This window comes from Rhizobium rhizogenes NBRC 13257 (assembly GCF_000696095.1).
Lineage (GTDB): Bacteria > Pseudomonadota > Alphaproteobacteria > Rhizobiales > Rhizobiaceae > Rhizobium > Rhizobium rhizogenes.
Genome location: NZ_BAYX01000005.1, coordinates 152,841 through 174,127 on the forward strand (window position 1 = coordinate 152,841; position 21,287 = coordinate 174,127).

The following is a 21,287-nucleotide window of genomic DNA, read 5'->3' on the forward strand; positions in this document are numbered from 1 at the left end:
AAACAGGCAGCTGGGCGGCTACTCGTCGGATTTGGCGGACGAAAATTCTAGTGTTAGACCTTTGATGAAGGTCTCAAAGTTCTGGGCGACCATTGTAATACGATAATCGAATGCCTCATCCACATGCACAACCTTTGGCTCACCTGCCGGTCCGCACTCCCGATAGTCAAGGCATAACATGTCATGTCCGGCAGATGGGCTATCGCAAAAATATACCCCTATGGGTGGATAATCCCAGTCGTCTATCCAGAACTGACTTCCCATGCTGCTGGCCAAAGACCCCTTTGCGTGTCCAATACCGAAAATTCCGGTGACCGCGATGTGATCAGTTGCCCAGGATGTGGGTGATGAAGTCCTGTGTTCTCTGCGAACAGGCATGCCCCCATTCTTCTGACGCATCAGCGCGACGTAGGCGGATGGAAGCTTGTAACCCAATTGCATCTCAACGGAGGAAACAAGATTGTCGGTCAACGGCTCATCAAGATATTCTTTACGGGCGAATTCACTGTCGTCCCAAAAGCCCGAGAGATCGAAATCTTCGAATGGTTGCGTCATTTTTCTCGATCCTCACTGGCTGGATTGGGGATTGCGCGCGTGCACCGATGTTAATCTGGTTGGAACGGTGGCAATACCAGCTTTTGTCGTTCAAAATTGTAGGCATGATAATGCGAAGCCTCAATGCCGAACTGTCCATTCGCGCCATGAAAATCATCGACGGACGTTCTCGTCGCGCAGGCTGCATTGGCATCAGCCATTCTTCATGCGACAAAAGTGCAGGTTGAAACAATATATGGAGATTCCTTGACCATAGGGCTTGCGCACGCTGAATTGATCGCGGTTTTGACGGCTGTCACCGGCCACGAGCCGCGGGTTATGACAGTGCGCTCCGGCGAAACCCTGCCATCCGGACCATTCGAGCTCGGGCACCGGACGCTGCAAAGCGGGCTTCGCGAATGGGTGCAGGAACAGACGGCGCATCCGGTCGGCTATCTCGAGCAACTCTATACCTTTGCCGACCGCGACCGGAACAACGAGATCCTGGGCGGGCGAACAATCTCGATCAGCTATCTCGGCCTCGTGCGTGAGCAGGCCGCTTCGGGTACCGGCCTGTCGGGTTGGCATGGCTGGTACGAATATTTCCCATGGGAAGATCACCGCAACGGCCGTCCGGCCATCATTGACGATATTGCCGCTCGACTGAGTGATTGGATCGACAGCGATGGCGGCAAATGCGATCCGCGGCGCCGCCGCGCCGACTATGCCTTCGGGCTTAATGGTGCAGCCTGGAATGAAGACCTCGTCCTGCAGCGCTACGAGCTTCTTTATGAGGCTGGCCTGGTTCAGGAGGCGGGATGCGCGCCGCCGGCCCGGTTTGGCCGCCCGATGTTTGCCGATCATCGGCGCATCCTCGCAACCGGCATGGCGCGGCTGAGGGTCAAGATCAAATATCGCCCCGTCGTCTTCGAGCTCATGCCGGAGAGTTTTACCCTCCTGCAACTACAACGCACCGTCGAGGCGCTGGCGGGGCTGACGCTGCACAAGCAGAATTTTCGTCGCCTCATCGAGCAGCAGGATCTGGTGGAGGAAACGGGCGGAACCGAAAGCGAGACGGGCGGCCGTCCGGCCAAGCTTTTTCGCTTCCGGCATGCCATCCTCGAAGAACGCGAACTCGCCGGAACGAAATTACCGCTCTCCCGCAATTGACATATGCTCATATCGAGAATATCTATTTGCGCATAATATGCTCAAGGTGAGTATAATAAGGAGCCGGTCATGAATTCCTCCGTATCCGCATCCTCCCTCTATGATCGCGTCAGCCGCGTCATTCCCAAAGCCGAATGGATGACGTTTCAGGACGATGTCGAGGCTATCCTCGAGCTGAAGCGCCGCCGCAACGCTGTCATCCTCGCGCATAACTACCAGACGCCGGAGATCTTCCACGGCGTTGCCGATATTGTCGGAGACAGCTTGGCGCTTGCCCGCAAGGCGATCGATGTGGATGCCGATATCATCGTGCTCGCCGGCGTGCATTTCATGGCTGAGACCGCCAAGCTGCTCAATCCGGAAAAGACCGTGCTGATCCCGGACATGGCTGCCGGCTGTTCTCTTGCGGACTCGATCACGCCGGAAGACATTGCACTACTGCGCCAGGCCCATCCCGGCGTTCCCATCATCACTTACGTCAACACATCCGCTGCGGTGAAGGCGGCCTCCGACATCTGCTGCACGTCGGGCAACGCCAAGCAGGTCGTGGAATCACTCGGCGTTCCCAAGGTGCTGATGATACCCGACGAATATCTGGCGCAGAACGTGGCGCGCGAGACCAATGTCGAGATCATCGCCTGGCATGGGCATTGCGAGGTGCACGAGCTTTTCACCGCCGACGACATACGCCAGCTTCGCGAAAACTATCCCGGCGTAACGGTGCTTGCCCATCCGGAATGTCCGCCTGATGTCGTGAAAGAAGCAGACTTTGCCGGCTCCACCGCCGTCATGTCGGATTATGTCGGCAACAGGCAGCCGGCGCGCGTGGTGCTCCTCACCGAATGTTCGATGAGCGATAATGTTGCCGTGCATCACCCGAATGTCGAGTTTATCCGGCCCTGTAATCTCTGCCCGCATATGAAGCGCATCACGCTCGGCAATATCCGCAAGGCGCTTGAGGAAAACCGGCACGAAGTCACGGTCGACCCGGCGATTGCCGTTGCCGCACGCCGCTCGGTGGAAAGGATGTTGGCGATATGACCGAGATTCTTCACAATCTTTCGGGCCGCGTCGTTATCGTCGGCAGCGGTCTTGCCGGGCTGATGGCGGCGCTGACCTTGGCGCCGCAGCCCACGGTCATTGTCACCCGCGCGGCTCTCGGCGGGGAGACATCGAGTGCCTGGGCGCAGGGCGGCATCGCCGCCGCCATGGGAGCCGACGATAGCGTGGAGCTGCATCTTGCCGACACACTTGCTGCCGGCGACGGGCTTTGCGATCCGATCGTCGCCGCGAGTATTATCGCCGAAGCAGCGGCGGCGATTGCGTCGCTGGAACGGTCGGGCGTCCGCTTCGATCGGAATAGCGAAGGCAGCCTGTCGCTCGGCCTTGAGGCCGCGCATTCGCGCCGCCGCATCGTTCATGCCGAGGGCGATGGTTCGGGTGCTGCGATTGTCCGCGCGCTGGTTGAGGCTGTCGCCCGCACACCGTCGATCACCGTGTTGGAGGGATACGAGGCTCGCCGGTTGCTTCTGGACGGAGGGCAGATCAGCGGCCTGCTCTGCGCAACGCCAAAAGGGTTGGTGATCCTGCCGACATCCAGGGTGCTTCTGGCGACGGGCGGCATCGGCGGTCTCTTCGATGCAACGACCAATCCGATAGGCAACTTCGGCCAAGGCATTGCACTTGCCGCAAGAGCCGGGGTGCTTCTGGCCGATATGGAATTCGTTCAGTTCCACCCGACCGCGCTCGATTCCCGCCGCAGGCCGCTGGCGCTGGTCAGCGAGGCCGTGCGGGGCGAGGGGGCCTTGCTTGTCAATGAGAAGGGCGAGCGCTTCATGGCGCAGGTTGCCGGCGCGGAACTGGCCTCACGCGATGTCGTTGCCCGCGCCATCAGCGCGGAAATCGCCCGGGGCGGCGGCGTCTTTCTCGACGCCCGCGAAGTGCTCGGCCCCCGTTTCACCGCCCGCTTTCCGGTGATTGATGCGCTCTGCCGGGAGGCGGGTATCGATCCATCCTGTGAGCTCATTCCCGTGCGTCCGGCGGTTCACTATCACATGGGCGGTGTCGCGACGGATGGAAATGGCCGCAGCTCCGTCCCCGGTCTCTGGGTGGCGGGAGAGGCAGCCTCGACGGGCCTGCATGGTGCCAATCGGCTCGCCAGCAATTCATTGCTGGAGGCTGCCGTCATGGGCATGCGCACAGCGCAAGACATTGGCAGCGTGCCGACGCGCCCGACAGCCCCGCTCTCGGAGGATTCGCGCCTGGCGGCTCCAGATGCTTCCCTCGTTCGTCCGATTGTGTCGCGGCATCTCGGCGTGCTTCGCAACGCCGGTGCCATCCATGGGGCGATCGCCACCCTGCTGCCGCTTGCCGAAAGCGACAGTGCGGCAGCCGATCCGGCTATCGTGGCATTGCTGATCGCCGTCTTCGCCAGCCTGCGCACGGAATCGCGCGGCGCCCATGCGCGCACGGATTTCCCCTTGAAGCAGCAACAGGCGCAGCGTCGGATGATGCGCCTCACCGATGCTGTGGACATCGCCCGATCCGTTATTCCCTATTCCTTCGCCAGGAGCGCCTGACATGCCCCTCGTTTCTCTTCCGCGCCTCATTGTCGAGCCGCTGGTCCGCAACGCCCTCCTGGAAGATCTTGGCCTTGCCGGCGATATTACCTCTGCAGCCGTCATTCCCGAGGATCATTGCTCCACTGTTGCCATGGTGGCGCGTCAGCCAGGCGTAGTTGCCGGTCTGGATGCCTCGGAGTTGGCGTTTCAGCTCGTCGACCCCAGCATCGTCATGACCCGCCATGTTCACGACGGCGCCAAGGTCGCGGCTGGCGACGTGATCGCAACGATCGAAGGTCCATCTCGTGGCCTGCTGACGGCCGAGCGGACGGCGCTGAATTTCCTGGGTCATCTCTCCGGCATTGCTTCGGTCACGGCCGGTATTGTCGAGGCGATCAATGGCACGAAGGCGTCGATCGTCTGTACCCGCAAGACGACGCCGGGGCTGCGGGCGTTGGAGAAATATGCAGTGCGGGCCGGCGGTGGCATGAACCATCGCTTTGCGCTCCATGATGCCGTGCTGATCAAGGACAATCATGTGGCGATAGCGGGCGGTGTCGCCGAGGCGATCCGCCGGGCCAAGGCCGGTGTCGGCCATATGGTCAAGATCGAGGTTGAGGTGGACACGCTCGACCAGCTTCGCGACGCCATGGAGGAGGGTGTCGACGCCGTGCTGCTCGACAATATGACGCCCGATCAGCTTCGCGACGCAGTGGGCATCGTTGCCGGCCGGGCGATCACGGAGGCATCGGGCCGCATCACGCCGGCAACCGCTGCCGCCATCGCCGCATCCGGCGTCGATCTCATCTCCGTCGGCTGGTTGACGCATAGCGCCCCGACGCTCGATATCGGCCTCGATTGGCAATCGGTCGCATAGACTTGGCCGACTGTCTGTGCCGTTAGACTATGGTCGGAACCTGCGCTCCATCCATGCTGATGACGACGCCAGTGACGTAGCTCGCCTTGGATGAACTCAGGAAGGCGACGACATTGGCGATGTCGTCCGGTCTTGCCATGCGGCCGATCGGGATGCGCTTCAGCGCATCGGCCAGCGCCTCTTCCTCGGTCGAGCCTGCAAGTTTCGCGGATGCCTTCAAACCCTCAGCAACCCGGTCCGTCTCCGTCAGGCCCGGATTGAGGCCGACGACACGCACGCCCTGGCTGGCATAGGCATTGGCAAGCCCGACGCTTGCGAGCATCAGTGCCGCGTTGGCGGCGCCACCGGCAAGATGGACCGGGGAGGCGATCTTGCCGCCATTGCCGATGATGTTGACGATGGTGCCGGAACCGCGCGCGGCCATGCGCTTGATGACGGGATCGAGTACGTTGATATAGGAAAAATACTTCGCATCCATCGCGGCACGCCAGGCTGCAGGCGTGAGGTCAGAAGCCGGTGTTCGCGTCGCGGCGCCGGCGCTGTTGACGAGAATATCGATGGGGCCGATTTCGTTCTCGATCCTGTCGACGACATCAAGGGCTTGTATGTCGGAGGTCAGATCAGCGGCATAGCCATGGGCGCCGGGCAGGCCGGACAGCGCCTTGTCGATATTGGCTTGTGCTCGCGAGCAGATGCCGACCCGCGCACCCTCGGACAAAAACAGGTGGGCGCAGGCATAGCCGATACCCTTCGAGCCACCGGTAACCAGGGCGACTTTATTGGCGAGACCGAGGTCCATTTGATTCTCTCCGCATGGATTGCAATGGGAGCAGGAAGCTATGTCTTGGCGACAGCGGAGTACAGATCGTATCGCTTTCGTCACGACCTGTTTACCGGAGTCCGTCGCGGCTAGGACAGGTGCTTAGCCTTTAGCACCGAGACGGCCGCTTCGCTGTTGTGGACATAGTCATGGGCGTCAGGCTGCCTTTGCACCAGCAGGATGAACAGTAGGTCGGTCAGCATCAACTGCGCATCGCGCGCCGTGATCGCCGAGGAGCGGACGCGATCTTCGTCGCCGACGGTGTAAAGGCGGATATCGGCGACGCGGGTCAGGGGATTATCCTGGAGGCCGGTGACGGCGATGACGGTCGCATCGCGCTGGCTGGCGAGTTCGGCAATTCGCAAGGTCTCGATGCTGGCGCCGGAATAGGAGAGGGCGAAAAGCAGGTCGTCTGGGCCGAGCGTCGAGGCATTGGCCATCTGCACATGACTGTCGCTGTCATGCAGGACGATGCGCCCGAGTTTCATCAGCTTGTAGGAAAAGTCGCGGGCGACCAGCGAGGATGCGCCGACGCCGGCGAGATGAATGCGCCGGGCCTCGTGCAGTGCCTTCAGCGCTCTCCCGATATCCAGCTCGTTGTTGACAGCGATGGTCTGCTGCATTGCCTGCAGTTTGCTGCCGAGCAATTTCTGCAGGATCGTCAGATAGCCGTCGTCCACTTCGATCGTGCCGTGGATCATGCCGGCCGGGGCCTGCCATTCCTGCGCCTTGGCCTCGCTGACGGCAAGCTTCAGCTCCTGATAACCGGCATAGCCGAGCTTCTGGCTGAATTTGACGACGCTCGACTGGCTGCGGCCGGTCTCGGCGGCAAGGGCTGCGGATGACAGGCGCAGCATCTGGTCGGGATTTTCGACGATGAACTGCCCAATCTGGCGATCTGCCGGCGCCATGACCTCAAGCTTCGCGCTGATTTTCTTTAAGATAGACATCCGCCCCTTCAGGCCATGGAGGCCGGTTCATGCGTCGATACGGTTGAGACACAAAGATAGGATTTGCCGAGAGCGGACAACCACGCTTTCGATCAACTGTCCGCCGAGGTTATCATAAAACGGTTGGAATAAAAAATTCCAAACAACATTGACATGATGGAATGACCGAATAGTCTTAAATGAGAGTCGGACGCACTATCGTCGGCTCCTTCGCCCCTTTCTTCGGCGGGTTTCATATCATGGACAGATTGCGGATATCGGGTGGACGACGGCTGCAGGGCGCGGTGACGATTGCCGGCGCCAAGAATGCCGCCTTGCCGCAGATCGCGGCGGCGCTGCTGAGCCCGCATCCACTGGAATTGACGAACCTGCCGGCCGTGACCGATGTCGAGAACATGCTCGGCGTCATCTCGCTTCATGGGGCTATCGTGACCCGTTCAGCACACGGCACCACGATCGATGCGAGCGCCATTGTTTCGAAGGAAACCTCCTACGACACAGTGAGGCGAATGCGGGCGACGGTGCTGGTGCTTGCGCCGCTGCTGGCGCGCTTCGGCCACGCCCGCGTGTCCCTGCCCGGTGGCTGCGCCATCGGTGCGCGGCCGGTCGACATGCATATCAAGGCGCTGGCGACGTTGGGAGCCGATATCGCCATCGAGAACGGGCTGATCGTCGCGTCTGCTCCAAAGGGGCTGAAGGGTGCGCGGATCGTTCTTAGTTCCCCTTCCGTCGGCGCGACCGAAACTGCGATGATGGCCGCTTGCGCCGCCAAGGGCGAGACGGAGATCCTGAATGCGGCGCGCGAGCCGGAGGTGGCCGACCTCGCTGCCTGTCTCAGTGCCATGGGGGCAAAGATCGAGGGCGCCGGTACGCATCGCATCCTGATCGACGGCGACACGAGCTGGCGTCCTGCAAAGCATCACAGCATACCCGACCGGATCGAAGCCGGCACCTATGCCGTTGCCGCGGCCATTACCGGCGGACAGCTCGAACTGATCCATGCCCGGCTCGAGAACCTGGCCTCCGTCGTGCAGATGCTGGAAGCCATGGGCGTCAGCATCTGGCCGAGCGACCGCGGCCTTGTGGTGTCTAGGGATGGCCCGCTCAGGGGCGCCGATATCACCACAGAACCCTATCCGGGCTTTCCGACAGACCTGCAGGCGCAGTTCATGGCGCTCGCCTGCTGCGCCGAGGGCGCGTCGTTGTTCCGCGAGACGGTCTTCGAAAACCGCTTCATGCATGTGCCGGAGTTGATCCGCCTTGGCGCGAATATCAAATTGCAGGGCACGACGGCATTGGTGCGCGGCGGAACGCCTTTGCGAGGCGCTCAGGTGATGGCGACCGATCTGCGTGCCTCCGTCTCGCTGGTGCTGGCGGCGCTGGTGTCGGAAGGCGAAACCATCGTCAACCGCGTCTACCATCTCGACCGCGGCTATGAGCAACTGGATCGCAAGCTTCGCCTTTGTGGCGCAGACATCGAGCGGCTGACGTCATGAGCGCCGAGACTGATGGCACGTACTATTTCCTCGGCATCGACGGCGGTGGCACCGGTTGTCGCGCAAGGATCGAGGATGCGGAAGGAAGCGTGTTGGGGCAGGGGCTATCCGGCCCCGCAACCACGCGGCTCGGCATTGAGGAGGCCTGGGCATCGATCGCAAGGGCCTTTGGTGCGGCGATCGAGGAAGCGGGTCTGGGGCCGGACGAGATCAGGCGGATTCATGCCGGCGTCGGACTTGCCGGGATCGGGCGCAAGGGCGCGCTTGAGGCGCTGCGGGCCATAAAACATCCCTTTGCCAGCATCGATTTCGTCAGCGACGGCGAGGGTGCCTGCCTTGGCGCCCATTTAGGGCGTGATGGTGCAATCGTCATTGCCGGAACGGGGTCGATTGGTCTCGGTCTCGTCAAGGGGCGGCAACTACGGGTCGGTGGCTACGGCTTTCCGATCTCGGACGAGGGCAGTGGCGCCTATCTCGGGCTGAAGGCCGTACAGCTCGCGCTGCGTGCCCATGATGGCCGTTACGAAAAGACGGCGCTGTTGGCCGAGATTATGCAGCGGTTCCAGCACGATCCGATGGAAGCGGTTGCCTGGATGGATCGCGCTTCCGCTACAGACTATGCGGCGCTGGCGCCCATGGTCATGCGCCACGCCGATCAGGGAGATGCCGCCGGGCGACGGATCGTCCAGAATGCGGCCGAGCATATCGATACGCTGATCCGTACGCTCTTCGACAAGGGCGCTCCGCGCGTCTCCCTACTCGGTGGTCTCTCCAGCCCGCTCGAGCCGTGGTTGGCGCCGGATGTCCGCCGCCGCCTCAAGCCCATCGATGGCGATGCCGTCTCGGGCGCCATCATTCTCGCCAGGAAGTCGTCCTCCAGCCATTGAAAGAACGGTACGTTTCTCGCCGGATTTCTCACATTAGATTTGGAATATTTTATTCCTTTTGCAATTGACGAAAGGAATAAATGGACATAATCTTAACGAAGGTAAACAGGGAATGGGCGGAAAACGAAGCCGAAGAGGCCGGCCGCCTGAGCTGATGTCGAGCGTTTTGTTGCGTTGAAAATTTGACGGCTGCTGCGGTTGGTCCGATCGCTATCGATCGAGCTCGCCATCCCTGATCCATTGATATCGACGCATAGTTTCGAGAACAGGCTCATGACAGAACAGAGATTGATATCCGAACTGGAGCAGTTGGTTTCCGAGGGTCGCAATCCGAACACGATGCATATCGATCTGCTGCCGACCTTCGATATCCTGCGCGAAATCAACTACGAGGACCAGACCGTTCCGACGGCGGTCGAAAAGGTCATTCCAGCGATCGCCGCTGCCGTGAACCAGATCGTCGCTGCCTTCCAGAAGGGTGGCCGGTTGATCTATATGGGTGCCGGCACCAGTGGCCGGCTTGGCGTTCTCGATGCATCCGAATGCCCGCCGACCTTCAGCGTGCCGTCCGACATGGTGATCGGCCTGATTGCTGGTGGCCCAGAGGCATTGCAGAACTCGATCGAGGGCGCAGAAGATGATCCGGAACAGGGCCGTCAGGCTTTGCAGGATATCAAACTGACCTCCACCGATGTCGTGGTCGGCATCGCTGTCAGCGGCCGCACGCCCTACGTCATCGGCGGACTGAACTATGCGAAGAGCATTGGCGCTGTCACCATCGCGCTCTCCTGCAATCCCAATTCCATCATTGCCGGCATTGCCGACCTGGCGATTTCTCCCGTCGTTGGACCGGAAATCCTGACGGGATCGACACGGCTGAAGTCGGGTACGGCGCAGAAGCTCATTCTCAATATGCTGACGACGGCGAGCATGATCCGCATCGGCAAGAGCTATCAGAACCTGATGGTCGACGTGCATGCGAGCAACAAGAAGCTGGTCGCCCGCGCCATCAGGATCGTCATGCAGGCGACGGGTTGCACACAGGCGGATGCGCGCCGCGTGCTCGACCAGACGGGCAATGACGTCAAACTCGCCATTCTCATGGAAATTACCGGAATGGGCATTGAAGAAGCCCGCGCGGCGTTGCAAAACGCTGGTGGCTTTCTGCGCAAGGCGATCAGTGCGAAGACTGCATGAAGTGATATCGCGATCATAAAGAAATGGCCAAAATCGGCTGGGGTAACAAGCTCAGGGGGCAAAAAGAATGAAAAGGTATTTTCCAGGCAGGCTGATGTCCTGCGTCGCACTGGCGGCCGGTCTCGGCATCGCGGCCATATCGGCGCAAGCACATGCAGCGACGCTGCGCATGGCATGGTCGCAAGATGCAACCGGGCTCGATCCGCACAAGCAGACTGCCTTTTCCTCGATCCGTTTGCTGGAGCTGATCTATGAGCCGCTCGTCCGGCTCGACGGCAATCTGCAGATCGTACCGGCCATTGCCGACAGCTGGCAGTTTTCGCCCGACGGCAAGGAGCTGACCTTCAAGCTCAACGCGAATGCCAAGTTTCAGAACGGCGCTGCGGTCACTTCGGCCGACGTGAAAGCGTCGTTCCAGCGCATTCTCGATCAGGTGACCGCCGCTGTCGCTCGCGCTAATTTCCTCTCGATCGCCAGCATCGATACGCCTGACACGACGACCGTCGTCTTCCATCTGTCGCAGCCAGACGTTCCGATCCTCACGGCGATGACCAGCCTCAACGCCTCTATCGTTCCGGCCAGCGAAATCACCGCCGGCTCGATCGGCACGAAGGCGATCGGCTCCGGTCCCTTCAAGCTCGACAGCTGGGTTCCCAATTCCAAGGAAGTCCTGAGCGCCAACAAAGCCTGGGCCGGTGGCGCGGTCGGTGTCGACGGGATCGATATCAGCGTCCTTCCAGACGAGACGGCGATCCTGGCGTCGCTGCGTACGGGCCAGATCGATTTCGCGCTGCTGAACGACCCGCTGGTGGCGACGCTCGTTCCCAAGGAGCCGAAGCTGCAGCTAACCCGGACGCCCGGGCTCTCCTACAACGTCCTGCAGCTCAACCCTTCGCACAAGCCGATGGACCAGCTCGCCGTACGGCAGGCGATCTCCTGCGCCATCGGTCGGCAGGATGTGATGGATACGGCGGCGCTCGGCGAGGGCAAGGTGACGGGACCGCTGACCATGCCGCTCTACGCGACCGATCCGAGCCAGCTCTTCTGCTACAAGCGCGATATCGAAAAAGCCAAGAAGCTGATGGCCGACGCCGGTTTTGCGGATGGCTTTTCGGCAACCGTGATCGCCGCGACCGGCGAGCCGCCGACCGCAACGGCCGAAGCCCAGGTTATCCAGTCGCAGCTCGCCGAGATCGGCATCAAGCTCGACATCAAGGTGATGGAGCTCAACGTCTATGTCGACGCGTGGCTGAAGGGCAATTTCGACATGGCCGTCGCGCTCAATGGCGGCAGCGCCGACCCCTATACGATGTATAACCGCTACTGGACGAAGACCGGCAACCTGCAGAAAGTGGCGAACTATATCGACGACACGCTTGATAGCCTGATGCAGAAGGGTCGCGTCGAGACCGATCCGGCCAAACGCAAGGCGATCTTTGCCGATTTCGAAAAGCACATCGCCGAGGTGTCGCCGTGGATCTGGCTCTATACCGCCTATGGCTACACGGCCGAGCAGAAAAACGTTCAGGGCTTCGTGCCGACGCCGACGGGCTCTCTCTTCGGTCTCAGCAAAGTCTCCATCCAGTGATGGAAAGCCTGACCTAGAGGACGTTTCATGGGGTATCTGGCGCGCCGGCTGATGACATTCCCGCTGATCATGTTGGGTGTGTCCGTCCTCGTATTCATCGCCATCCGGCTGGTGCCGGGCGACGCGATCACCGCGATGCTGGGAACCAATGCGGGCCTGCTGACGCCGGAGCAGCGGCAGGCGCTTTCCGCCTATTTCGGCATCGACCAATCATGGTTCGTCCAGTACTGGCGCTGGCTGTTCGGCTTGCTGCAGGGAAATCTCGGCCTCTCTGTCACCTACGGCAAGCCGGTGCTCGATATCATTCTCGAGCGGTTTCCGCTGACCCTTGAGCTTGCCCTGCTCTCCATGGTCATTGCGCTCCTGATCGGCCTGCCGGCGGGCGTCTTCGCCGCGACGCGAAATGGGAAACTGTCCGATCTTCTGGTGCGTATCGCCGCCATGGTCGGACAGTCCACGCCGAATTTCGTGCTTGGCCTTCTTATCATCTATGCGCTCTCGGCGGGCTTCGGCGTGCTGCCGACCATGGGCGCGTTCACGCCGATCTGGCAGGATCCGCTCGGCAATCTCGGCCAGATGATCCTGCCGGCGCTGACGCTCGGCTTTGCCTTCGCGGCCTCGGTTACGCGCGTCGTGCGCTCGGCCATGCTCGATGTTCTGAGCGATGATTATGTCCGCACCGCCCGCAGCCGCGGCGTGCCGGCGCGCGGCGTCATCTGGCGGCATGCGCTGCCGAACGCGCTCATTCCGGTGGTGACGCTGAGCGGTGTCGAGTTCGGCTATCTGCTCGGCGGAGCTGTTCTGGTCGAGCAGATCTACGCGCTTCCAGGCCTTGGACGCATGGTGCTCGATGCCATCCTGCAGCGCGACTACGCGCTGGTGCAGGGCAGCGTCTTGTTCATTGCCTTCAACTTCATGGTCGTCAATCTTCTCGTTGACCTCGCCTATGTCGCGCTCGATCCGCGCGTTCGTCTGGGGGAGGGTTGATGCGTATCGTCAGGGCCATTTTCGGGCACACGAGCGGCCGCATCGGCGGCGTCATCGTCCTGATCTTTTTCGCGCTTGCCGTGCTCGGCATGCTGGGGCTGACGCCGCACAATCCGCTGATCCAGAATCGGATCGACCGCCTGCATTCGCCGAGCACCGTCTACTGGATGGGCACCGATCTCTTCGGTCGCGATGTCGCAAGCCGGTTGATGAACGGCATCGGCGAATCCTTCACCGTCGCCTTCCTCTCGGTTGCGCTCGCGAGCCTGATCGGCACAGTGCTGGGTTTGACCGCCGCCTGGTTCGGAAAGCGCTGGGATGGGGTGATCATGCGGATGATGGATGTGCTTCTGGCATTTCCGGCCATCCTCCTCGCCCTCCTGATCATCGCCATCGTCGGCCCCGGCACCTGGACCAGCGTCGCGGCCATCGCCATCGTCTATACCCCGATCTTCACCCGCGTCGTGCGCGGGCCGGCGCTATCGTTGAAAGCGCGCGATTTCGTCGATGCCGCCCGCACCTTCGGCAGCAGCAAGCGCTATATCCTGACGTGGCACTTGCTGCTCAATCTCGTCGCGCCGCTGACGGTGCAGATCACGCTGGCGCTGGCCTGGTCGCTTCTGACCGAGGCCGGCTTGAGCTTCCTCGGCCTTGGCACGCAGCCGCCGGCGTCTTCGCTCGGGCTGATGCTGAGCGACAGCCGCAACCTGATGGAAACAGCACCCTGGTTGCTGATCTTCCCCGCCATCACCATCATGATCAGCATCCTCGGCTTCAATCTGCTCGGCGACGCGTTGCGCGATATTCTCGATCCGAAAATGCGGAGGACAAGTCCGTGAGCCTTTTGCTTTCCGTCTCCAATCTGGATGTCGGTTTCGGACGTAATCCGGAAGCCAACAAGATCGTTCGCAGTGTCAGCTTCGATCTTGCCGCCGGCGAGACGCTGGCCATCGTCGGCGAGAGCGGTTCGGGCAAATCGGTCACCGCACTGTCGATCAATCGCCTCGTCGACTTCGGTGGTGGTCGCATTGTCGGCGGTTCGATCAGGCTGAAGCGTGCCGACAACAGCATTCTCGACCTGACGACGGCGTCGGAAGCGGAGCTGACGAAGATCCGTGGTGCCGAGATTGGCATGATCTTTCAGGAGCCGATGACCTCGCTCAATCCGGTGCTGACCATCGGCACACAGATCGAGGAGTCCTTCCGCCTGCATCGCGGGTTGACCGGCCGGCAGGCGAGAGCGGCTGCAAAGGACGCACTGGATCGCGTTCGTATCCCTGACGCCGCGCGGCGTCTGAAATATTGCCCGAACCAACTCTCCGGCGGCATGCTGCAGCGGGTGATGATCGCGACCGTACTTGCCTGCAATCCGCGCCTGCTGATTGCCGACGAACCGACGACGGCGCTCGATGTGACCGTGCAGGCGCAGATCATGGCGCTTCTGGCTGAACTGAAGCGCGAGACCGGCATGTCGATGATCTTCATCACCCACGATATCGGCCTCGTTGCCGGCATTGCCGACAAGGTCATGGTGATGCAGGCCGGTCAGGCGGTCGAGCGGGGTGAGCTGAACCAGATCCTCGACAGGCCCACGCATCCCTATACGCAGCACCTCCTTCATTCCGTCCCGCACTTTTCGGCTGGCCGTGCGGCGCGCTCGGATTTTAGTCGCGACGTGGTGGCTGCGCCTACGCCGGCATTAAAGGTCGAGGGACTGACCGTTCGTTTTCCTGTATCGGGCAGTTTCTTTCGCCGTCCGACCGGCGCAGTGCATGCGGTCGAAGGTGTCGATTTCGATCTGCTACCCGGCGAAACGCTGGCGATCGTCGGTGAAAGTGGCTCGGGCAAATCCACGACGGCGCGAGCGATCCTCGGATTGGTGAAATCGACACGCGGTACGTTTACGGCGAAGGGTGGAAAGACGGCGGATCGGACGAGCGCCGTGCAGATGGTGTTCCAGAACCCCTATGCCTCGCTCAATCCCCGGCTTCGTGTCGACAGTATCCTGGCGGAGCCCGTGATCGCGGCCGTTGGCCGGGCTTCCGGGGAGGCGCGCGACAGGATGGCCATGCTGTTGAAACGCGTCGGCCTGCCCGAAAACAGTCTTGAGCGCTATCCGCATGAGTTCTCGGGCGGGCAACGCCAGAGGCTGTGCATCGCGCGGGCGCTGATGCTCAATCCGTCCGTTCTGGTGCTGGACGAAGCCGTTTCGGCGCTGGATGTCTCTGTTCAGGCGCAGGTCCTCGACCTGTTGATTGAATTGCAGCGCGAGTATCGTCTCGCTTACCTGTTCATCTCGCATGACATGGCGGTCGTCGAGCGGATTGCGCACAGGATCGCCGTGATCTATGCCGGAGAGATCGTCGAGATCGGCGATGCCGCTTCGGTGCTGTCTGAGCCGAAGCATTCCTATACCAGGCGGCTGATCTCGGCTGTTCCGACGGTTGAGCGCCGGCGGGAGAATTTCGCGCTGGATACGCGCCAGGTTCCGTCTCTGGTCCGCCCGCTCGGTTTCGAGCCGGCCGCGCCCGAATGGCACCGGTTCGCTGCGGATCATATGGCCCAGGCGGAAGCTTGAGAAAGATGCGGCGAGGAGGGGACATGACGGCAGCGGGGAAAGCGGACTTCGCACAACGTTTCGACCGGGCATTCGCCCCTGTCGAAGCCGCCGTTGCGGCCGGACGTATTCCCGGCGGCGTGCTCGGCATTGTCGATCTCGGTGGCGGCCGTATGGTCCGTGCTGTCGGCTCCGCGCAGAAGGTTCCGGTCACGCGGCCGATGCTGACCGACACATGGTTCGATCTGGCCTCGCTGACCAAGGTCATCTTCACCACACCGCGCATTCTGGCTTTGGCGGAGGCAGGCACGATCGATCTCGATGCGCCGCTGACCTCGCTGTTGCCGGACCTGCGCCAATATGATGCGAACGCCTGGGAGCGGAAGGTGACTTTCCGCGAGTGCCTCGGCCACCAGACGCCGTTTCCCGCCGTCGCGCCGCTCTATACCTATGGCCAAAGCCCCGATCTGCTGCGTGCCTTCATCCTGCAGCGCGAGTGGCGGTCCGGTCCGCCTGTCTATTCCGACATCAACTTCATTCTGCTCGGCTTCGCATTGGAGCGCCTGACCGGGCAGACGATCCGCGCTATGGACGCCGGTCCCGGCTTTGCCTTTTCAGCCCTGCCCGATCAGGCCGCCGCCACGGAAGACTGCACCTGGCGACATCGCGTGCTCTCGGGTGAAGTCCATGACGACAATTGCTCGGCGCTGGAAGGCGCCGGGCATGCCGGCCTGTTCGGAACGGTCGCCTCGGTTCTCGATTTTGCCGAGGGATTGCTGACTGGCACCGGTGCCGCCAAGCACTCGATCGCCCTGATGCAGACGCCTCTGTCGGCGACGCGCACCCATGGCTGGGAGCGTCCCTATGATGACTGGTCCGGCGGCAAGCTATGCTCGCCGGGTACGATCGGCCATACCGGCTTTACCGGCACCGGCCTCTGGATCGATTTCGACAAGGGCAGGGCCTGGACCCTGCTCACCAACCGCATTCATCCGACACGCCATTTCGACAGCGGGATACTGATGCTTCGACAGAGCGTCGGCGATCTCGTCAATAGAGTTTAGGAGCTTGATCATGGAACCAATCTGGGCAGTGGGTCTGATGACCGGAACCGTTCTCGACGGCAATATCGATGTCGCCTTGATCAAGACGGACGGCGAGCGGATCGCCGAATTCGGCCCCTATGCGCTGGCGCCCTATCCGGATTGGATCAGGCGGCTGCTGGAAGAGACCTTGGCGCAGGCAAGGGTGTGGAATTTCAACGGGCCAGAGCCGGCCATCTTCAAGGAGGCCGAGGAGGCATTGACGCGCGCCCAATCGGCGGCGGTCAAGGAACTTGTCGAAGGCTTTGGTCTGACCATGGCCGATATCGGCGTCGTCGGCTTCCATGGCCAGACCGTGCTGCATCGCGCCCCGCAGAAAGGTCGCCTCGGCGATACACGCCAGCTCGGCGATGGTGAGTTGATGCATTCCATCCTTGGCACGAAGGTCGCCTATGATTTCCGCTCCGCCGATGTGCGAGCAGGCGGACAAGGTGCTCCGCTGGCCGCCGCCTATCACACCGCTTTGCTGCGCAGTGCGGGCACCGGCGACGATACCGCCATCCTCAATCTCGGCGGCGTCGCCAACATCACCTGGTCGGACGGTGAGGGCAATTTCGTCGCCTTCGACACCGGGCCGGCCAATGCGCCGCTCAATGACTTCATCAAATCCCATGGACTTGGTGAGATGGACAGGGATGGTGCACTCGGCCGGGCGGGTACGGTGGACGAAACCCGGCTCGCCAAGCTGCTGGAGCATCCCTATCTCAGCGCTCCCTATCCGAAATCGCTGGATCGCTTCGACTTCGGTGCCTCCATGGCCGATGGGCTCAGTGTCGAGGATGGAGCGGCAACGCTCTCCGCTTTTACAGCCTCCGCCGTCGGTAAAGCGCTGGATCTGCTGCCACGCCGCCCGAAAAAGCTGGTGGTGAGCGGTGGTGGCCGCCACAATCCGACGATCATGTCGATGCTCGAGACGCATGCCGGTGTAACGCCGATCGGTGCCGAAATGTTTGGTTGGCGCGGCGATGCCGTCGAAGCCGAATGCTTTGCGTTCCTGGCCGTGCGCGTACTTCGGGGCCTTCCGATCAGCTTCCCTGGCACGACGGGTGCGCCCGCGCCGATGCGCGGCGGCCGTCTCGCCGAATAGATTGTATCGCCGTCGCCATTGCAGCCTTTACGGTTTTCGTCATCGCGGATCGATGCTATTGAAAGCACACCTAGCGATTTGACGGTTTCCAATGGGTTTCGCACGAATGGCAGGCAGACAGCTTCGGCCCGGCTTTGCCGGAAAGATCATAGGCTTCGTTGCTGCGTTCGGCGTCCTGATGTCTGCCGTTGTTCCCGCAAGGGCTCAGCCTGAATGGAGCGTGGCGCCGCCATCCTGCATCTCCGGACCGTTCATCACCGATACCGGCGAAACGCTCTGCGTCCGCAAGGAAAGCTACAATCGCGATCTCTGTGAGGCGATCGACTATTTCGCCCAGGCCAATAAGCTTCCGCCAGACTATCTTGCCCGGCTGATCTGGCGCGAGAGTATGTTTCGGCCCGACGCCATCAGCCCGAAGGGCGCACAGGGCATTGCTCAGTTCATGCCGGGAACGGCGAGATTGCGCGGCGTTCGCGACAGCTACGATCTCTTGGAAGCGCTGGGCAAAGCGGCCGTCTATCTCGATGAATTGCGTGGCCGTTTCGGCAATCTGGGGTTTGCGGCCGCTGCCTATAATGCCGGCGAAAATGGTCTGGCGAATTTTCTCAATTCCGGCAGCCTTCCCTACGAGACGCGCAGCTACGTGGCGGCGATCACCGCCTATACGGTCGAGCAATGGAAGGATGATCCGCCTGAGATCGCAGCACCGGAACTCGACAAGGGCAAACCCTTTCTGGAGGCCTGCATGGCGCTCGCCGGCACGCGCCGGCTGAAGCAGGTTGCATTGCAGCAGGAACGCCCCTGGGCGCCCTGGGGCGTACAGCTTGCCGAGCATTTTCAGCCCGCCGCCGCCCGCCGCCTCTTTTCGCAGGATATCAGCAAGCTTTCCGCGCCGCTCAACAAGGAGAAGCCGCTCATCGTGCGCCAGCGCAATGGCAGCTTCGGTTTTCGCGTCCGCTACGCCGCCCGCATCGGCCGGGAAACGCGCGCCGAAGCGGAACAGGTTTGCGCCCAAATCCGCCAACAGGGCGGCAGCTGTCTGGTTTTCAAGAACTGAGATTCAACCGCTCGAGTCGCTTTTTTGTCGTTCCGGCGAGAGATCGATCTATTGCACTTTACTCGCTAACGTCCGAAGAATATTCGTCAATCATCCGAGCTCGGGGAGGGAGTCTTGGAAGACAGTTGAAGGAGCGAGCTATGGTGCAGAAACGTGAAGTCCCGGGTATCCGTCCTTACAGCGGCCCCGCCGGTGGCTGGGGTGCGCTGAAAGCCACTGCGAAAGCCGTTCGCGAGCAGATGGATGTAACCGAAGCGCCGCTGCTGCTGTTTCGCACCAACAAGCCGGATGGCTTCGATTGCCCCGGCTGCGCCTGGCCCGATAAAGAGCATACATCGACCTTCCAGTTCTGCGAAAACGGCGCCAAGGCCGTGACCTGGGAAGCGACGAACAAGCGCGTGACGCCCGAATTCTTTGCCGAGCATACAGTGAGCGAGCTGCTCCAGTGGAGCGACTATGATCTGGAGAACGCCGGTCGTTTGACGCACCCGCTGGTCTACGACAGCGCGACGGACACCTACAAGCCGATCGAATGGGAGGCCGCCTTTGCCCGGATCGGCGAAGTCATGCGCAGCATGCCCGATCCGGACATGGTGGAATTCTACACCTCCGGCCGCGCTTCCAACGAAGCCGCCTTCCTGTTCCAGCTCTACGCGCGCGAATACGGCACCAACAACTTCCCCGATTGCTCCAACATGTGCCACGAGGCGACGAGCACCGGCCTGCCGCATGCGATCGGCATCGGCAAGGGCACGGTATCGCTCGACGATTTCGACCATTGCGACCTGATCATCTCGATGGGCCACAATCCCGGCACCAACCATCCACGCATGATGGGGACGCTGCATGAGTGTTCGAAGCGCGGCGTGCCGATCATCGTCTTCAATCCGCTGAAGGAACGGGCGCTCGAGCGCTTCGCCGATCCGCAGAGCCCGGTCGAGATGGGGACCTTCAGTTCGACGCGGATCGCTTCCTCCTATTATCAGGTGAAGATCGGCGGCGACGCGGCAGCCCTCAAGGGCATCATGAAGGCGGTGCTGGTGTTGGCGGAGACGCAGCCGGATGCGATCGATCGTGCCTTCATCGACCAGCACACCAACGGCTTCGAAGCGCTCGCCGCCGATCTCCAGCAGACGGAATGGGCCGATATCGAGCGGGTCTCCGGCCTGACGCGCGCCGATCTCGAACGAGTTGCCGAGGCTTACGTCAAATCCAAGGCGACGATCATTCCCTACGGCATGGGCATTACCCAGCACGCCAAGGGCACTTACAATGTACAGCAGATCGCCAATCTATTGCTGCTACGCGGCAATTTCGGCAAGCCCGGCGCCGGCATATGCCCGCTGCGTGGCCATTCCAACGTTCAGGGTGACCGGACGGTCGGGATCACTGAAAAGCCCAATGCAGCATTGCTGGCCGGCATCGAGCGCGCTTTCGGCTTCAAGCCGCCGGAACATCACGGGCATGACGCGGTTGCCGGCATGCAGGCGATGGCAGAGGGGCGCTCGAAGGTGCTGCTCAGCCTCGGCGGCAATCTCGCCATCGCGCTTCCCGATCCCGAGCTTTGCGCCGAAGCCATGCGCAAGCTCGATCTCGCGGTCCACATGAACACCAAGCTCAACCGCTCGAACCTGCTGATCGGCAAGGAATCGATCATCCTGCCGGTGCTCGGCCGTACGGAGGTGGATATCCAGGCGTCCGGCCCGCAATCGGTGACGATCGAAGATTCCATGTCGATGGTGCATGCCTCGCGCGGCAAGCTGAAGCCGGCCTCGGATCAGTTGCGGTCCGAGCCGGCGATCGTTGCCGCCATGGCGCAGGCGACATTGCCCAACAGCAAGGTCGAGTGGATGCATCTGGTCGATGACTACGACCGCATCCGCGACAAGATCGAAATCGTCTTTCCCGATTTTGAGCGCTACAACGAGCGCATTCGCGTACCCGGTGGCTTCCGCCTGCCCATCGGGCCGACCGAACGCATCTGGAAGACGCCATCGGGCAAGGCCGAGTTCCTGTTGTTTCCGGGTCTCAACGAGGACAAGGAACTTGCCGACGCGAGTGTTCTGAAGCTCGCGACCATTCGCAGTCATGACCAGTACAATACCACGATCTATGGCCTCGACGATCGCTATCGCGGCGTCTTCGGCCGCCGCGACGTGCTGTTCATGAATGATGGGGATCTGGCGGCGAACGGCCTGGAGCATGGCGACCTCGTCGAGATCTCGACGGCATTGCCCTCCGGCGGCAAGCGGCAGATGAAGCTGACCGCGATTTCCTACGATATCGCCCGTGGCTCTGTCGCCGCCTATTATCCGGAGGCGAATTGCCTAATCCCGATCGACTATCAGGACAAGCAAAGCGGCACACCATCCTATAAATCGTTGCCGGTGCGTATCACCAAGGCCGCATAACTTTA

The 21,287-nt window shown here is 61.5% G+C and carries 18 protein-coding genes; 15 read left to right on the forward strand and 3 right to left on the reverse strand.

Translation table 11 applies throughout. The annotated features are described in order from the left end of the window. Positions 1-18: 18 nt before the first annotated feature. Positions 19-555: an SMI1/KNR4 family protein gene (locus tag RRH01S_RS12700; protein WP_034516485.1), complete on the reverse strand. Its 537-nt coding sequence runs from the start codon at positions 553-555 to the stop codon at positions 19-21. 246 nt (positions 556-801) lie between these two features. Here RRH01S_RS12700 and RRH01S_RS12705 point away from each other — a divergent pair, with 246 nt between their 5' ends. From RRH01S_RS12705 to nadC, 4 genes are all read left to right on the forward strand, one after another. Beyond that, a complete protein-coding gene (locus RRH01S_RS12705) occupies positions 802-1,704 on the forward strand; it encodes an NUDIX hydrolase (RefSeq protein ID WP_034516482.1) in 903 nt (300 codons plus the stop codon). A gap of 69 nt (positions 1,705-1,773) precedes the next feature. Further along, positions 1,774-2,745 (forward strand): quinolinate synthase NadA, encoded by a 972-nt coding sequence (nadA, locus tag RRH01S_RS12710; protein ID WP_034516480.1) that lies wholly within the window; start codon positions 1,774-1,776, stop codon positions 2,743-2,745. Next, positions 2,742-4,283 carry an L-aspartate oxidase gene (locus RRH01S_RS12715; RefSeq protein ID WP_034516478.1) on the forward strand — a complete coding sequence of 514 codons (1,542 nt, stop codon included), beginning with the start codon at positions 2,742-2,744 and terminating at the stop codon, positions 4,281-4,283. The genes nadA and RRH01S_RS12715 overlap by 4 nt, the downstream gene beginning before the upstream one ends. A 1-nt stretch (position 4,284) precedes the next feature. After that, complete coding sequence (nadC, locus tag RRH01S_RS12720) at positions 4,285-5,142, forward strand: carboxylating nicotinate-nucleotide diphosphorylase (protein WP_034516475.1); 858 nt, start codon at positions 4,285-4,287, stop codon at positions 5,140-5,142. A gap of 22 nt (positions 5,143-5,164) precedes the next feature. On the opposite strand, the gene RRH01S_RS12725 is transcribed toward nadC, so the two are convergent. Further along, positions 5,165-5,941 (reverse strand): SDR family oxidoreductase, encoded by a 777-nt coding sequence (locus RRH01S_RS12725; RefSeq protein WP_034516473.1) that lies wholly within the window; start codon positions 5,939-5,941, stop codon positions 5,165-5,167. Between the two features lie 110 nt (positions 5,942-6,051). Further along, the gene (locus tag RRH01S_RS12730) at positions 6,052-6,912 is read right to left on the reverse strand and encodes a MurR/RpiR family transcriptional regulator (protein WP_012650309.1); all 861 of its coding nucleotides are present in this window, start codon (positions 6,910-6,912) and stop codon (positions 6,052-6,054) included. 239 nt (positions 6,913-7,151) lie between these two features. Between RRH01S_RS12730 and murA the strand changes: the two genes are divergently transcribed. The 11 genes from murA to RRH01S_RS12790 all read left to right on the forward strand — a co-directional run bounded on the left by murA (position 7,152) and on the right by RRH01S_RS12790 (position 21,282). Next, positions 7,152-8,408: a UDP-N-acetylglucosamine 1-carboxyvinyltransferase gene (gene murA / locus RRH01S_RS12735; RefSeq protein ID WP_034516821.1), complete on the forward strand. Its 1,257-nt coding sequence runs from the start codon at positions 7,152-7,154 to the stop codon at positions 8,406-8,408. Then, positions 8,405-9,295, forward strand: coding sequence for a glucosamine kinase nucleotide-binding domain-containing protein (locus tag RRH01S_RS12740; protein ID WP_034516471.1), 891 nt, complete (start codon positions 8,405-8,407; stop codon positions 9,293-9,295). The genes murA and RRH01S_RS12740 overlap by 4 nt, the downstream gene beginning before the upstream one ends. 273 nt (positions 9,296-9,568) lie before the next feature. Next, a complete protein-coding gene (gene murQ, locus RRH01S_RS12750) occupies positions 9,569-10,492 on the forward strand; it encodes an N-acetylmuramic acid 6-phosphate etherase (RefSeq protein ID WP_012650312.1) in 924 nt (307 codons plus the stop codon). A gap of 67 nt (positions 10,493-10,559) precedes the next feature. Beyond that, entirely contained in the window at positions 10,560-12,080 is a 1,521-nt protein-coding gene (locus RRH01S_RS12755) for an ABC transporter substrate-binding protein (protein WP_034516468.1), read from the forward strand. Between the two features lie 27 nt (positions 12,081-12,107). Beyond that, positions 12,108-13,067 (forward strand): ABC transporter permease, encoded by a 960-nt coding sequence (locus tag RRH01S_RS12760; protein WP_034516466.1) that lies wholly within the window; start codon positions 12,108-12,110, stop codon positions 13,065-13,067. Continuing rightward, the gene (locus RRH01S_RS12765) at positions 13,067-13,906 is read left to right on the forward strand and encodes an ABC transporter permease (RefSeq protein ID WP_034516465.1); all 840 of its coding nucleotides are present in this window, start codon (positions 13,067-13,069) and stop codon (positions 13,904-13,906) included. The genes RRH01S_RS12760 and RRH01S_RS12765 overlap by 1 nt, the downstream gene beginning before the upstream one ends. After that, positions 13,903-15,645 (forward strand): ABC transporter ATP-binding protein, encoded by a 1,743-nt coding sequence (locus tag RRH01S_RS12770; RefSeq protein WP_037222300.1) that lies wholly within the window; start codon positions 13,903-13,905, stop codon positions 15,643-15,645. Before RRH01S_RS12765 ends, RRH01S_RS12770 begins: the two co-directional genes overlap by 4 nt. 23 nt (positions 15,646-15,668) lie before the next feature. Next, a complete protein-coding gene (locus RRH01S_RS12775; protein ID WP_034516460.1) occupies positions 15,669-16,688 on the forward strand; it encodes a serine hydrolase domain-containing protein in 1,020 nt (339 codons plus the stop codon). Between the two features lie 10 nt (positions 16,689-16,698). Then, complete coding sequence (locus RRH01S_RS12780; protein ID WP_034516458.1) at positions 16,699-17,814, forward strand: anhydro-N-acetylmuramic acid kinase; 1,116 nt, start codon at positions 16,699-16,701, stop codon at positions 17,812-17,814. A 106-nt stretch (positions 17,815-17,920) separates the two neighbouring features. Then, the gene (locus tag RRH01S_RS12785; RefSeq protein WP_034516818.1) at positions 17,921-18,871 is read left to right on the forward strand and encodes a lytic transglycosylase domain-containing protein; all 951 of its coding nucleotides are present in this window, start codon (positions 17,921-17,923) and stop codon (positions 18,869-18,871) included. Between the two features lie 140 nt (positions 18,872-19,011). Next, positions 19,012-21,282, forward strand: coding sequence for an FdhF/YdeP family oxidoreductase (locus RRH01S_RS12790; protein WP_042472001.1), 2,271 nt, complete (start codon positions 19,012-19,014; stop codon positions 21,280-21,282). Positions 21,283-21,287: the final 5 nt, after the last annotated feature.

Excerpts from the sequence above, each read along its gene's own strand:
- RRH01S_RS12700 (WP_034516485.1), bottom strand. The coding sequence starts at position 555 with ATGACGCAACCATTCGAAGATTTCGATCTCTCGGGCTTTTGGGACGAC.
- nadA (WP_034516480.1), top strand. The coding sequence starts at position 1,774 with ATGAATTCCTCCGTATCCGCATCCTCCCTCTATGATCGCGTCAGCCGC.
- RRH01S_RS12715 (WP_034516478.1), top strand. The coding sequence starts at position 2,742 with ATGACCGAGATTCTTCACAATCTTTCGGGCCGCGTCGTTATCGTCGGC.
- nadC (WP_034516475.1), top strand. The coding sequence starts at position 4,285 with ATGCCCCTCGTTTCTCTTCCGCGCCTCATTGTCGAGCCGCTGGTCCGC.
- RRH01S_RS12725 (WP_034516473.1), bottom strand. The coding sequence starts at position 5,941 with ATGGACCTCGGTCTCGCCAATAAAGTCGCCCTGGTTACCGGTGGCTCG.
- RRH01S_RS12730 (WP_012650309.1), bottom strand. The coding sequence starts at position 6,912 with ATGTCTATCTTAAAGAAAATCAGCGCGAAGCTTGAGGTCATGGCGCCG.
- murA (WP_034516821.1), top strand. The coding sequence starts at position 7,152 with ATGGACAGATTGCGGATATCGGGTGGACGACGGCTGCAGGGCGCGGTG.
- RRH01S_RS12740 (WP_034516471.1), top strand. The coding sequence starts at position 8,405 with ATGAGCGCCGAGACTGATGGCACGTACTATTTCCTCGGCATCGACGGC.
- murQ (WP_012650312.1), top strand. The coding sequence starts at position 9,569 with ATGACAGAACAGAGATTGATATCCGAACTGGAGCAGTTGGTTTCCGAG.
- RRH01S_RS12755 (WP_034516468.1), top strand. The coding sequence starts at position 10,560 with ATGAAAAGGTATTTTCCAGGCAGGCTGATGTCCTGCGTCGCACTGGCG.
- RRH01S_RS12760 (WP_034516466.1), top strand. The coding sequence starts at position 12,108 with ATGGGGTATCTGGCGCGCCGGCTGATGACATTCCCGCTGATCATGTTG.
- RRH01S_RS12765 (WP_034516465.1), top strand. The coding sequence starts at position 13,067 with ATGCGTATCGTCAGGGCCATTTTCGGGCACACGAGCGGCCGCATCGGC.
- RRH01S_RS12775 (WP_034516460.1), top strand. The coding sequence starts at position 15,669 with ATGACGGCAGCGGGGAAAGCGGACTTCGCACAACGTTTCGACCGGGCA.
- RRH01S_RS12780 (WP_034516458.1), top strand. The coding sequence starts at position 16,699 with ATGGAACCAATCTGGGCAGTGGGTCTGATGACCGGAACCGTTCTCGAC.
- RRH01S_RS12785 (WP_034516818.1), top strand. The coding sequence starts at position 17,921 with ATGGCAGGCAGACAGCTTCGGCCCGGCTTTGCCGGAAAGATCATAGGC.
- RRH01S_RS12790 (WP_042472001.1), top strand. The coding sequence starts at position 19,012 with ATGGTGCAGAAACGTGAAGTCCCGGGTATCCGTCCTTACAGCGGCCCC.